This is a genomic window from Sodalis sp. RH21 (assembly GCF_047324175.1).
Taxonomy (GTDB): Bacteria; Pseudomonadota; Gammaproteobacteria; order Enterobacterales; family Enterobacteriaceae; genus Acerihabitans.
Genome location: NZ_CP178732.1, coordinates 5,336,749 through 5,348,895, shown reverse-complemented (window position 1 = coordinate 5,348,895; position 12,147 = coordinate 5,336,749). Strand labels below are relative to the sequence as shown.

The following is a 12,147-nucleotide window of genomic DNA, read 5'->3' as shown; positions in this document are numbered from 1 at the left end:
CGTATATTTCACTGCGTTGGCGGCGTGGCCGTGGTCAATTGGAAGCCGACGCTGCGATAGGCTTTATACCGATCGCGCGCCAGCTGTTTTAAATCGTCTTCATCTGGAACGAAGTCTATCACTTCATGGAAAGCAGAGGCAAAATCCGCGCATTGCGGCAACAGGCTGATTAGCAGGTCGCGCGGCGCGTTGCCCCGGCGCGTGGGCCAGCAAATCTCCACCGGCGCGCCGTAGCGCGGCCCTTCGCCCGCCAGGTTATGCGGGACGAAAGCCTCCGGATCGCGCTGCCACAGGGCTTCATCCAGTTTCAGCGCCTGCTCCTCGTCGCCACAGGCGATCAGCACCCTTTTCCCGGCGCGCCAATGGATGGCCGCCAGCTCGCAGGCAAGCCGCTCCACGGCGGACAAACCGTCCTGGATATCCTGGCGATCGAGCAGATAAAAGGTTGCGTTTTTCATGTGCCGTATTTATTAAGCCTGAGGGGAATGACGGAAAAAATAACGGGCGGCCCGCGCCGCCCGTCCAAGCATACCTTTTTTAAGCTTATTCGTCACCGTTCAGGCCGGAGCGATTGAGCAGGAACTGCGCCAGCAGCGACACCGGCCGGCCGGTGGCCCCTTTGGCTTTGCCCGAGCGCCATGCGGTGCCGGCGATATCCAGATGCGCCCAGCTGAATTTACGGGCGAAGCGGGACAAGAAGCAGCCGGCGGTGATGGCGCCGCCGGGACGGCCGCCGATATTGGCCATATCGGCGAAATTGGATTCCAGCTGTTCCTGGAACTCGTCGCCCAGCGGCAGGCGCCAGGCGCGATCGCCGGATTGTTCGGCGGCGGCGATCAGCTCATGGGCCAGCGGATTGTGGTTCGACATCAAGCCGGTCAGATGATGGCCCAGGGCAATCACGCACGCGCCGGTCAGGGTGGCCACGTCAATGACCACGTCCGGATCGAAACGCTCGACGTAGGTCAGCGCATCGCACAGCACCAGGCGCCCTTCGGCGTCGGTATTAAGCACTTCCACCGTCTGGCCGGACAGCGTGGTCAGCACGTCGCCGGGACGGAACGAGCGGCCGTCGACCATGTTCTCGCAGCCGGCCAGCACGCCGACGATATTCAGCGGCAGGCTCAATTCCATGGCCATGCGCATCACGCCATAGACCGTGGCGGCGCCGCACATGTCGTATTTCATCTCGTCCATGCTGTCGGCGGGTTTGATGGAGATGCCGCCGGCGTCGAAGGTCAGCCCCTTGCCCACCAGCACGATCGGCCGGCTTTCCGGGTCCGGGCTGCCTTTGTATTCAATCACCGACATCAGCGATTCATTTTGCGAACCCTGGCCCACCGCCAGATAGGCGTTCATGCCCAGCTCTTTCATCTGCTGCTCGCCGATAACGCGGGTCGTAGTGGTTTTACCATATTTATCCGCCAACTGGCGCGCCTGGGAAGCCAGGTAGGCCGGATTGCAGATATTGGGCGGCATATTGCCCAAATCCTTGGCGGCTTTGATGCCGGCGGCAATGGCCAGGCCGTGCTGGATGGCGCGCTCGCCGCCGGTCAGCTCGCGGCGGGTGGGGACGTTGAACACCATTTTGCGCAGCGGCCGGCGCGGTTCGGCTTTATTGCTTTTAAGCTGGTCGAAGGTATACAGCGACTCTTTGGAGGTTTCCACCGCCTGGCGCACTTTCCAATAGGTGTTGCGCCCTTTGACATGCAGTTCGGTCAGGAAACAGACGGCTTCCATGGACCCGGTGTCATTCAGCGTATTAATGGTTTTCTGGATCACCTGCTTATACTGGCGCTCATCCAGCTCGCGCTCTTTGCCGCATCCGATGAGCAGGATGCGTTCAGACAGCACATTGGGAACATGGTGCAGCAGCAAGGTCTGACCCACTTTTCCTTCCAGTTCGCCGCGGCGCAGCAGGGCACTGATGTAACCGTCGCTGATCTTATCGAGCTGTTCAGCGATGGGCGACAGACGGCGCGGTTCGAAGACGCCGACGACAATACAGGCACTGCGTTGTTTTTCCGGGCTACCGCTTTTTACACTGAACTCCATGCACTCTCCTGAATCTTAAAGACAAAGACGGTCAACCGGGATAAAATAAATCTTTCCCTATCGTATCCCCCGCCTTTGCATTAACTCTTATGTGTTAATCTGAACGACGCAAAGGACGTTATTCCGGCAATAATCAGTGCGTTCTCATAGCACAGCCGAACGCTTAATGTTGTTATACTCTATCTGGCGATAAAGGTGGCTAATTGATACCGATTAATAGTGGATTAGCGAAGAAATTATCGATTTTCCTGCAAAAAGACAAGTTTTCACAGGCGAAATAAGCGTGATCATCATTAGATATCTGGTTCGGGAAACGTTTAAAAGCCAGCTTGCCATCCTGTTTATCCTGCTGCTGATTTTTTTCTGTCAAAAGCTGGTTCGGGTCCTGGGAGCGGCGGTAGACGGCGATATCCCGACAAACCTGGTGTTATCCCTGCTCGGATTAGGGGTGCCTGAAATGGCGCAGCTGATCCTTCCCCTCAGCCTGTTCCTCGGGTTACTGATGACCCTGAGCCGGTTGTATGCTGAAAGTGAAATAACCGTGATGCACGCCTGCGGGCTGGGCAAAAGCGTTCTGATCAAAGCCGGGCTGCTGTTAAGCGTGCTGACGGCGATATTGGCGGCGATCAATGTCATCTGGCTGTCGCCCTGGTCGTCGCGCCACCAGGACGAGGTGCTGGCGGAAGCCAAGGCCAATCCCAGCATGGCGGCCATGGTCGAAGGGCAGTTCCAGGCGGCGCAAAACGGCAACTCCGTGCTGTTTGTCGGCAATGTCAAAGGGCAGCAATTCCAAAACGTTTTCCTGGCGCAACTGCATCCCAAAGGCAACTCCCGCCCGTCCGTGGTGGTGGCCGACCAGGGGCATATGACCCAGCGTCCCGACGGCTCGCAGGTGGTCACCCTGAATAAGGGCACCCGCTACGAGGGCACCGCGCTGCTGCGCGATTTCCGCGTCACCGATTTTACCCAGTACCAGGCGGTGATCGGCCACCAGGAGGTGTCGGTGGACAACAACGATGCGGAACAGATGACCATCCAGGCCCTGTGGCAATCCCGCCAACCGGAGGCCCGCGCCGAGCTGCAATGGCGCCTGACGCTGGTGGTGTCGGTATTTATCATGGCCATCATGGTGGTGCCGCTCAGCGCGGTCAACCCGCGCCAGGGCCGGGTGCTGAGCATGCTGCCGGCCATGCTGCTGTATCTGATATTTTTCCTGCTGCAAAGTTCGCTGCGCTCCAACGGCGCCAAAGGCAAACTTGATCCGGTGGTATGGATGTGGCTGACCAACCTGGCCTATTTCGGCATTGCGGTGTTATTGAATATCTGGGACAGCGTGCCGCTGCGACGGGTGCGCGAACGTTTACACGGCAGAGGAGCGGCCTGATGTTTGGTGTATTGGACCGCTATATCGGTAAAACCATCTTCAATACCATCATGATGACCCTGTTCATGCTGGTATCGTTGTCGGGCATTATCAAATTTGTCGATCAGCTGCGCAAAGTCGGCCAGGGCGACTATTCCGCCGTGGGCGCCGGGCTGTATACCCTGCTGAGCATACCCAAGGACATCGAGATCTTTTTCCCCATGGCGGCGCTGCTCGGCGCGCTGATGGGGCTGGGCACCCTGGCCAGCCGCAGCGAGCTGGTGGTGATGCAGGCCTCGGGGTTCACCCGCATGCAAATCGCCGGGGCGGTCATGAAAACCGCTATTCCGCTGGTGCTGCTGACCATGGCCATCGGCGAATGGGTGGCTCCCCAGGGCGAGCAGATGGCGCGCAACTTCCGTTCCCAGGCGCTGTACGGCGGCTCCATGCTGTCGGTGCAAAATGGCCTGTGGGCCAAGGACGGCAACGATTTTATCTTTATCGAACGGGTGGTCAGCGACAACCAGCTTTCCGGGGTGAACATCTACCATTTCGATGACCAAAACCGCCTGCAAACGCTGCGTTATGCCGCCAATGCCAATTTTAACGACGGTATCTGGCATTTATCGCAGGTGGACGAGTCCGGCCTGACCGATAATACGCAGATTACCGGCCGGCAAACGCTCAGCGGCGAGTGGAAGACCAACCTGACCCCCGACAAGCTCGGCGTGGTGGCGCTGGACCCGGAAGCGTTATCCATTTCCGGCCTGTATAACTATGTGCACTACCTCAAGCAGAGCGGGCAGGAGGCCAGCCGGTACCAGTTGAATATGTGGAGCAAGATTTTCTCCCCGTTCTCGGTGGCGGTCATGATGCTGATGGCGGTGTCGTTTATCTTCGGCCCGCTGCGCAGCGTAGCCATGGGCGTACGGATGATCACCGGCATCAGCTTCGGGTTCCTGTTCTATGTGCTGGATCAGATCTTCGGGCCGCTAAGCCTGGTATATAACATGCCGCCGCTGTTCGGGGCGTTAATCCCCAGCATGGCCTTCCTGATTATCAGCGTGGCGTTATTGCTGAAAAGACGGTAAGAATCGCGTAGGCGGGGCGCTAACAGGTATCGGCCTGTTAGCGCTGGGTGTGACTGGCGTCGGTCCCATTGCATCGACCTTCAGGTTTGTTTCCGTCGCCGCGGCGGCGGATTAATCATTTAACACTCTCGACGAACATCACTTTGGTCAGGTCGCGCAGCCACTTATGGCAGGGCGAATGGTTGTGCTTGGAATGCCACGCCTGGATGATGCTGCGTTTGCCCAGGTCGAAATCGGCGCTGAAAAACTCCACCGCGATATTGAGCTTGCGCAGGTTATTCACCACAAAATCCGGCACGATGGCCAGCGCATCTGAATGGGTGATGGCATTCATGGTGGCCATATACCCCGGCGTGGTGCCCATCACGTGACGCGCCGACCAGAAATACTTCATCGCTTCGTCCGACCCGGCCGGGTATTTTTCCTTGGTCTGGACAAAATGATACTTCAGCAGGTTATCGACGTTTTTATCCCCACAAATAATGGGGTGGCCGCAGCGGCACATAAAATAACATTTGGCGGAATGAATGGTGCGGATGGTGATTTCCGGGTTCAGGTCGCGCATTTCGCCAATATAAAGGTCGATATCATTAGACCGCAAAAAATCGTCATCGAATTCCGAGTCATGCACCATATTAATAAACACATTGGGTGCGCGGTGCTGTATTTCGCTAAACAAGCGCGCGTTAAGGGTAAACACGATCGTGGCGTTCGCCGCGATGGTAAAAGAAACGGTGGTGGTATGGGGTTCAAACGCCATATTGGTATTGAGCATCGATTCAATGCGGTTAACCAATTGCCGCACGTCCTCCTTAAGCGCGATAGCTTTTGGCGTCGGTATCAGTTTCGTGCCGCTGCGGACCAGAATTGGATCGTTAAACAGCCCGCGGATTTTGTTCAGCGACTTGCTGATGGCGGGCGCGGTGACGTTCAGTTTCCTGGCCGCCAGATTAACGCTACAATCTTCTAGCAGCGCATTCAGTACAACCAATAAATTAAAATCAAAATTATTCATATAATAGTCATAATCTAGAACGCTGGTTTGAGGGATATCCATTAGGTAACGGATATAAAGGCAAATGAAATTATAATCCGGCTTCTACTACTCCAATATATCAATAGCAAGGGAACTATTACCTTACTGCTTTTAGTGACTAATGATTTTATCTTTTATTTTTCAAGAATGACAAGGCGAAAATAACCGGTGCGCAGCGGTGGGACAATGCGGCAGGCAATAAATTGACCGCGAAAGGGCGCTATCACTGGCATGGTTGGCTATTTTTGATACGCTGCATAATATAGTTAATTGAGTGTAAATAGCATGGTAATAATATTATGTATACTGTTTGAAGGATAATTTCATAATAACCGAAGCGCAGGGAGAAACATAAAAAAATACGCACATAAGTGCTATGGATATCCCTTACGTTGAATATGGACACTATGTTATGAACCGGTCTGGCCATGAAGGGGGGATGAATAAGCGGGCGGTATCCCTGCGCACGGCGCAGGGACATCCAGGATTACATGATAAAGTTTTTACCCTGCTTGAGCACCAAATTGCAGGCTTTGGTTTTCACCTTCTGGCCCAGCTGCGAGTTGCTCAGATCGCTGAGGTTAAGCTGATTGCCCTGGCCGGTATTCAGCAGGCCGCCCAGTCCTTCCTGGTAGTCTTCGCTTTTGGCGTTGGCGGTGCTGGTAATGCCCAGCTTGCTGAGCATCTGATCTTTAAGAGTGGCGGTGCCGGTGCTGGATAAAAGGTTGTTTTTAACGCAGTATTGCAGCACCCCGGCGGCATTGGTCATGGTATTGGCGCTCAGGGCGCTGTTGCCGCCGTTAAGCAGGCCGGTCAAGGCGGTCAGCGAACTGGCGTTGCTGCCGGTGGCGCTGGCCGTACCGGTGGTGCTGGTGGTATTGGCCGATTTATTCAGTTCATTGGCCACGCTGTTTACCGAGTCCATCCAATTGCCGGCCGCGTGGGCCAGGCCGGAGGTCATAGTGGCGGAGACGGTCAGCGCCACGAACAGACGTTGCGAGGGGGTCATAATAAAATAGCTCCTGTAGCGATTGGGCAAATATGGCGCGGCGCGGGTTCCCCCGCCGGCCATTTTCTATGGCCAGTATGCCGGACAATTACCCGTGCGTCAGAGCGCCGGCGGGATAAACCGTCCGCGCCGGCGTATTTTAGGACAATTCTGTCGCCCATGATGGCCCAGGCGCCGCATCTTATGCGCGCAGCATGGCCGGCGGATTAACGCGGCGGCGCCAAACTCAATTCCCCAGGTTCAGCCCCGCCAAACTCAGCCCCGCCAAACTATAGTTGGCGGGTATCCAGCGGTAGGCGGGTTTCCCCTTGCCCGCCGCCGGCAGGACGGCCACATGCCCCAGGCCCGGAAACGAGATATGCGCCGCGCCAATCCAATACCCGTTACGGGCGGCGTCCGCCAACACCCTGGACCGGGCCGCAGCCGCCTGCTCGCTGTTCCAGTCGAAGGTGATGGTGGTCGCCGGCCGGGCGAACTGCGCCGCTTCGGCATGAATGGTATCGCCCCACAGCAGCAGCTTTTGCCCGTCGCTGTCGATCATATACAGCGTATGGCCGGGGGTATGGCCGGGGTCCGGCAGCGCCCGCACGCCGGGAAACAGCTCGGTTTCCCCGGAGAAGGTTTTCAGGCGGCCGGCATTAATCACCGGGCGCAACGACGACTCCGACTCCGCAAAAGTATGTTTTTCACTGTCGCGCACCTGGGTGATATTGGCCGGGTTCAGCCAAAAATCCGCATCGCGCCGGTTAACATATACCGTGGCGTTGGGCAGCGCCGGCCGGCCGTTATGCACCAGGCCGCCGGAATGATCCGCATGGATATGGGTCAGCAGCACGGTATCGATTTTTTCCGGCGGATAGCCGGCCGCGCGCAGGTTATCCAGCAGACGGCCGCCGTCTTTGCCAAACAGCGGGCCGGAGCCGGTATCCACCAAAATCAGCCGCGTCCCGGTGTTAATCACAAAAGCATTGATCGACGTTTCCACCTGGGTACTCAAATGATTTTGCGCCAGCCGCTCGCGCAGCTCCGGCTGCGGGATATTGGTCAGCAGCTTATCCAGCGGAATCGTCACCGTACCGTCGGAGATGGCGGTAATCTCGAATTTACCCAGCATCATGCGGTAATAACCCGGCGCCTGGGTTTTGAGCATCGGCACCGGCGCAGGTGCGGGGGCTAAGTCTCCTTGGGCAAAGGCCGGACTTATGGCCAGCGCCAGCAGCATTGCCGCGACTGGTTTTGCAGACCAGGCGGTGGAAAAATTGGCGGAAAAAATAGATCTCATGATATTCCCTTTCAAATGGTTATTTATTGGGGATAGTATTGAATTGGCGCTATTATTATTCCAATTGATTGGAGTAATGATGAATATCAATGAAAATGATTTCCGGGGCATCGACCTCAACTTGCTGGTGACCTTCCTGGTGCTATACCGGGAAAAAAGCGTGTCGGTCGCCGCGCAAAAGCTGTTTCTCGGCCAGCCCGCCGTAAGCAGCGCGCTGGCGCGCCTGCGGGAACTGTTTGGCGACAGCCTGTTTGTGCGCTCGGCGCAGGGCATGCAGCCCACCAGCCGCGCGGACTACCTGGCCCAGCGCCTCGCCCCGCTGCTGGAGCAGATCCAGTCCACCCTGTTCCACACGCCGGATTTCGATCCCCGGCTCAGCCAGCGCCAGTTCACCCTGGGCATGGCGGACTGGGTGGAGATTTGCCTGATGCCGCCGCTGCTGGCGCGCCTGCAGGATAGCGCGCCCCGTATGCGTATCAATATCCTGGCCACCAATCCCTATCAGGACAACGAACTGCTGGAGCACGGCAAGGTGGATATGGCGCTTTCGGTTTCCGCCGCGCCGGCCTCCTGGCTGCGGCGCAGCCCCCTGCTGACCCAGGGATTCCTGGTCCTGTGGCATCCGCTGCAACTGCCGCTGCCCGGTCCGCTGACCCTGGCGGAATACCAGCGCTACGACCACCTGCTGGTGACCTACCGCTCCCGCGCCCATAGCGCCATCGACGATATGCTGGAGCAGCGCGGCATGCGGCGCCATATCCGCTACACCACGCCGCACTTCTCATCCCTGCCGGGCATCCTGCAGCGCACCCCCGCGCTGACCACCGTGCCGGCGATGCTGGCGGGCGACTGGGCGAAAAATTTCGGCCTGCGCAGCAGTCCGCTGCCGTTCAGCTTGCCCAGCTTCGGATTGTCGTTGCTATGGCACCAGCGCCTGGACGGCGACCCCGCGCGCCGCTGGCTGGCGCAACAGATAACCGCGGTGCTATCCTGATAACACTGTAGCGGGAGGAATTATGCCGGAAGGACCGGAAATCAGACGGGCGGCCGACACCCTGATGGCGGCCATGGCCGGCCGGGAAATTACCCAGGCCTGGTTTGCTTTCGATACGCTAAGGCCCTTTGCGGCCGGGCTTATCGGCCAGCGCATTGAAAAAATCGACACCCGGGGCAAAGCCCTGCTGACCTGGTTTACCAACGGCCTGGTGCTCTATAGCCATAACCAGCTGTACGGCGTCTGGCGCGTGGTCAACGCCGGGGAAACGCCGGTCACCAAACGGGATCTGCGCGTACGGCTGGAAAACGCCGAGCATGCCATCCTGCTCTACAGCGCCTCGGAGATCAAAATCCTCAACGCCGGCGAGCTGGCAGCGCACCCGTTTTTGCTGCGCATCGGCCCAGATGCCCTGGATATGGCGCTCACGGTGGACGAGGTCATCGAACGCCTCGGTTCGCCGCGTTTTAGCGGCCGCCAACTGGGCAGCCTGCTGCTGGATCAATCCTTTATCGCCGGCCTGGGCAACTACCTGCGGGTAGAAATCCTCTGGCAGGCGCAACTGCTGCCGCACCATAAAGCCCGGGATCTCACCCCGGCGCAACTGCGGATACTGTGCGAAGCGATACTGGAGATCCCCCGGCTTTCGTATACCACCCGCGGCCGGCCAGCGGAGAATAAGCACCACGGCGCGATATTCCGCTTTCGGGTATTCCATCGGGCGGGCAAGCCATGCGAGCGCTGCGGCGGCGTGATCGAGAAGGGTACTTTCACCTCGCGGCCGTTTTACTGGTGCCCAGGGTGCCAGGCGTAGAGCGGCTGGTTGGGTGCATTAGGAGCCGCTTGGTCATTTACAGCGGTGGGTGCGTTGGGCAGAAAGGGCATTTTTTCAGCAGTCAGACCGATGCGCCGCTGATTAGTATTGCGCCGGCATGGGTTAAAGGTATAATGCACCTCGTTTTCCGTATACTAACTTCAGTGCCGAAGTGGCGAAATCGGTAGACGCAGTTGATTCAAAATCAACCGCCTTCGGGCATGCCGGTTCGATTCCGGCCTTCGGCACCATTAGTACATAAACAGACGTCAACGGACGTCTTTTTTTATGCCTAAAATCCAGTCCCCGCAAGGCTTTCCGCGCTTTTTCAGTCAATCGACGTCAACCAGATTCAACCCACATCAACCTGCTTGTGAGTATATAACTGAGGGTATATCTTGGTTCGATAACGTTTGTATCCTCATAGCGCTCACTCAGCTTATGGACATGCATCATGGCTCTTACCGATGTAAAAGTGCGTTCTGCAAAGGCGGAAGACAACAAAGAGTACAAACTGACGGACGGGAACGGCATGTTTCTGCTGGTCCATCCCAACGGCTCCAAATATTGGCGGCTGCGTTTTCGCTTTGGCGGCAAACAGCATTTGTTGGCGCTAGGGGTCTATCCTGAAGTTTCTCTTGCCGAGGCCCGGCAAAAACGTGATGCTGCAAGAAAAATGGTTGCTGACGGTATCGATCCCCGCGAGCAGAAAAAGGCAGTTAAAGAAGGACAACAGAAGAGGTATACACCTTCGAGTTTGTTGCCAGAGATTGGCATGCTGCAAACCGCAACTGGTCTGAATCCCATTCAGCCCGCGTACTAAAAAGCCTAGAAGACAACCTCTTTCAAGCAATTGGCAAACGGAACATTGCCGATCTGAAGACTCGCGATCTGCTTGCACCGATAAAAGCTGTAGAAACGTCTGGACGACTTGAGGTGGCTGCGCGTTTGCAACAGCGTTCCACGGCCATAATGCGCTATGCGGTTCAGAGCGGACTCATCGACTACAACCCGGCGCAGGATATGGCAGGCGCAATTGCGTCAGGTAAGAGGCAGCATCGTCCGGCACTGGAGCTGAATCGTATCTCGGAACTACTTCAGCATATTGATAGTTATACCGGCAGAAAGCTAACGATGCTGGCGGTGAAGATGACTTTACTGGTGTTTATCCGCTCCAGTGAATTGCGTTTTGCCCGTTGGCCCGAAATTGATTTTGACCGGGCAATGTGGACTATACCGGCAGAACGTGAACCACTGGAAGGTGTTAAGCATTCCCATCGTGGTTCCAAGATGCATACACCGCATCTAGTGCCGTTGAGCCGTCAGGCTCTCGCTATATTGGAACAGATAAAGCAAATCAGCGGCAATCGTGAGCTGATCTTTATCGGCGACCATAACCCTTCAAAGCCGATGAGTGAGAATACGGTTAATAAAGCGCTGCGCGTCATGGGCTACGATACGCAGGTTGAGGTATGTGGTCATGGTTTCAGAACAATGGCCTGTAGCTCTTTAATCGAGTCAGGATTGTGGTCAAGAGATGGTGTAGAGCGGCAGATGAGCCATCAGGAGCGCAACAGCGTGCGTGCGGCGTACATCCACAAGGCTCAGCATTTGGATGAGCGGAGGTTGATGGTGCAGTGGTGGGCCGATTTTCTGGATGCAAATCGGGAGGGGGCGGTGAGTCCGTATGATTTTGGAAAGTTGCGTTCTGACTAAATGAAAAGGCTATTAGCTAGAGATTTCGCTACATGATGAGTGATATTCTGCACAAGCGTAGGCTATAACACGGCATGTATCGAGTTCAGAAGAGATATTTGCTATTTGAACTGCATCAGTGAAATATCGGTAGCCGGAGATCGGCTTAAATTACTATCTGGAATTGATTGACCACTACAACGCTTATTTATCTGAAGTGACAATCACCGGCCTGAAGTGATCGTTACCAAATTACTTCTTTGAATAAGTTTCCTGTGGTTTGTTACCCCATTGAATGGGGGAGGAGAGGGAATTGAGGATATCTAATCCGCCCCAGGCACAAGACCTGATGGAGACCGCTCGATGTTTTGGCAACTACGATCTAGCGGCGGCTCTTGCCGATCTGATTGATAACAGCATCAAGGCCAAGGCCACTCGGGTATACATCAATTTTGTGCCAGAGAAGAGTGATGTTGTCGTCAGGATTCGAGATGATGGGACGGGTATGGACCTAGAGACCCTGAAGATAGCCATGCGTCCAGCAAGTTCCAATCCGCAGGATGTGCGGGACCCCGATGATCTTGGAAGGTTCGGTTGGGGACTGAAATCAGCCTCTCTTTCTCAGGCACGGGTGCTCACGGTGGTATCTTGGTGTAGTGGGGTCATCAATGCTGCACGATGGGATATTGATGACATTGACGATTGGGCAATGGAGGTTATGGAAGGAGATAAAGCAGAAAGTCTGCTGACTAGACCCCGCGAATCTCGGGAGTGTTAGAAATTCTGTGTCATTCCAGTAAAATACCGA

The 12,147-nt window shown here is 56.2% G+C and carries 10 protein-coding genes, 1 tRNA gene and 1 pseudogene; 7 read left to right on the top strand and 5 right to left on the bottom strand.

From position 1 onward, the window contains the following. Positions 1–8 precede the first annotated feature (8 nt). Both ACL2XP_RS24730 and pepA read right to left on the bottom strand, forming a co-directional pair. Positions 9–458, bottom strand: coding sequence for a DNA polymerase III subunit chi (locus ACL2XP_RS24730; RefSeq protein ID WP_413736041.1), 450 nt, complete (start codon positions 456–458; stop codon positions 9–11). Positions 459–543: 85 nt separating this feature from the next. Next, positions 544–2,055 carry a leucyl aminopeptidase gene (gene pepA, locus ACL2XP_RS24725; protein ID WP_331121335.1) on the bottom strand — a complete coding sequence of 504 codons (1,512 nt, stop codon included), beginning with the start codon at positions 2,053–2,055 and terminating at the stop codon, positions 544–546. Between the two features lie 283 nt (positions 2,056–2,338). Between pepA and lptF the strand changes: the two genes are divergently transcribed. Beyond that, the gene (gene lptF, locus ACL2XP_RS24720; protein WP_413736038.1) at positions 2,339–3,439 is read left to right on the top strand and encodes an LPS export ABC transporter permease LptF; all 1,101 of its coding nucleotides are present in this window, start codon (positions 2,339–2,341) and stop codon (positions 3,437–3,439) included. Further along, a complete protein-coding gene (lptG, locus tag ACL2XP_RS24715) occupies positions 3,439–4,509 on the top strand; it encodes an LPS export ABC transporter permease LptG (RefSeq protein ID WP_413736037.1) in 1,071 nt (356 codons plus the stop codon). The genes lptF and lptG overlap by 1 nt, the downstream gene beginning before the upstream one ends. Before the next feature lie 115 nt (positions 4,510–4,624). On the opposite strand, the gene ACL2XP_RS24710 is transcribed toward lptG, so the two are convergent. From ACL2XP_RS24710 to ACL2XP_RS24700, 3 genes are all read right to left on the bottom strand, one after another. Next, complete coding sequence (locus tag ACL2XP_RS24710; protein ID WP_413736035.1) at positions 4,625–5,524, bottom strand: LysR family transcriptional regulator; 900 nt, start codon at positions 5,522–5,524, stop codon at positions 4,625–4,627. Between the two features lie 508 nt (positions 5,525–6,032). Continuing rightward, positions 6,033–6,554, bottom strand: a complete 522-nt coding sequence (locus ACL2XP_RS24705; protein ID WP_413736034.1) for a DUF2501 domain-containing protein — start codon at positions 6,552–6,554, stop codon at positions 6,033–6,035. A 226-nt stretch (positions 6,555–6,780) separates the two neighbouring features. Further along, positions 6,781–7,836 carry an MBL fold metallo-hydrolase gene (locus tag ACL2XP_RS24700; protein WP_413736032.1) on the bottom strand — a complete coding sequence of 352 codons (1,056 nt, stop codon included), beginning with the start codon at positions 7,834–7,836 and terminating at the stop codon, positions 6,781–6,783. Between the two features lie 79 nt (positions 7,837–7,915). Between ACL2XP_RS24700 and ACL2XP_RS24695 the strand changes: the two genes are divergently transcribed. From ACL2XP_RS24695 to ACL2XP_RS24675, 5 genes and pseudogenes are all read left to right on the top strand, one after another. Then, the gene (locus ACL2XP_RS24695) at positions 7,916–8,830 is read left to right on the top strand and encodes a LysR family transcriptional regulator (RefSeq protein ID WP_413739283.1); all 915 of its coding nucleotides are present in this window, start codon (positions 7,916–7,918) and stop codon (positions 8,828–8,830) included. Positions 8,831–8,852: 22 nt separating this feature from the next. After that, positions 8,853–9,644 carry an endonuclease VIII gene (nei, locus tag ACL2XP_RS24690; protein WP_413736031.1) on the top strand — a complete coding sequence of 264 codons (792 nt, stop codon included), beginning with the start codon at positions 8,853–8,855 and terminating at the stop codon, positions 9,642–9,644. A gap of 166 nt (positions 9,645–9,810) precedes the next feature. Further along, positions 9,811–9,895: transfer RNA gene (locus tag ACL2XP_RS24685), tRNA-Leu, on the top strand. A gap of 203 nt (positions 9,896–10,098) precedes the next feature. Then, positions 10,099–11,360, top strand: a pseudogene (locus ACL2XP_RS24680) (tyrosine-type recombinase/integrase). 292 nt (positions 11,361–11,652) lie between these two features. Continuing rightward, a complete protein-coding gene (locus tag ACL2XP_RS24675; RefSeq protein WP_413736030.1) occupies positions 11,653–12,117 on the top strand; it encodes an ATP-binding protein in 465 nt (154 codons plus the stop codon). Positions 12,118–12,147 lie beyond the last annotated feature (30 nt).

Coding starts and splice junctions, on each gene's coding strand:
- ACL2XP_RS24710 (WP_413736035.1), bottom strand. CDS start 5,524: ATGAATAATTTTGATTTTAATTTATTGGTTGTACTGAATGCGCTGCTA.
- ACL2XP_RS24730 (WP_413736041.1), bottom strand. CDS start 458: ATGAAAAACGCAACCTTTTATCTGCTCGATCGCCAGGATATCCAGGAC.
- ACL2XP_RS24700 (WP_413736032.1), bottom strand. CDS start 7,836: ATGAGATCTATTTTTTCCGCCAATTTTTCCACCGCCTGGTCTGCAAAA.
- pepA (WP_331121335.1), bottom strand. CDS start 2,055: ATGGAGTTCAGTGTAAAAAGCGGTAGCCCGGAAAAACAACGCAGTGCC.
- ACL2XP_RS24695 (WP_413739283.1), top strand. CDS start 7,916: ATGAATATCAATGAAAATGATTTCCGGGGCATCGACCTCAACTTGCTG.
- nei (WP_413736031.1), top strand. CDS start 8,853: ATGCCGGAAGGACCGGAAATCAGACGGGCGGCCGACACCCTGATGGCG.
- ACL2XP_RS24705 (WP_413736034.1), bottom strand. CDS start 6,554: ATGACCCCCTCGCAACGTCTGTTCGTGGCGCTGACCGTCTCCGCCACT.
- lptG (WP_413736037.1), top strand. CDS start 3,439: ATGTTTGGTGTATTGGACCGCTATATCGGTAAAACCATCTTCAATACC.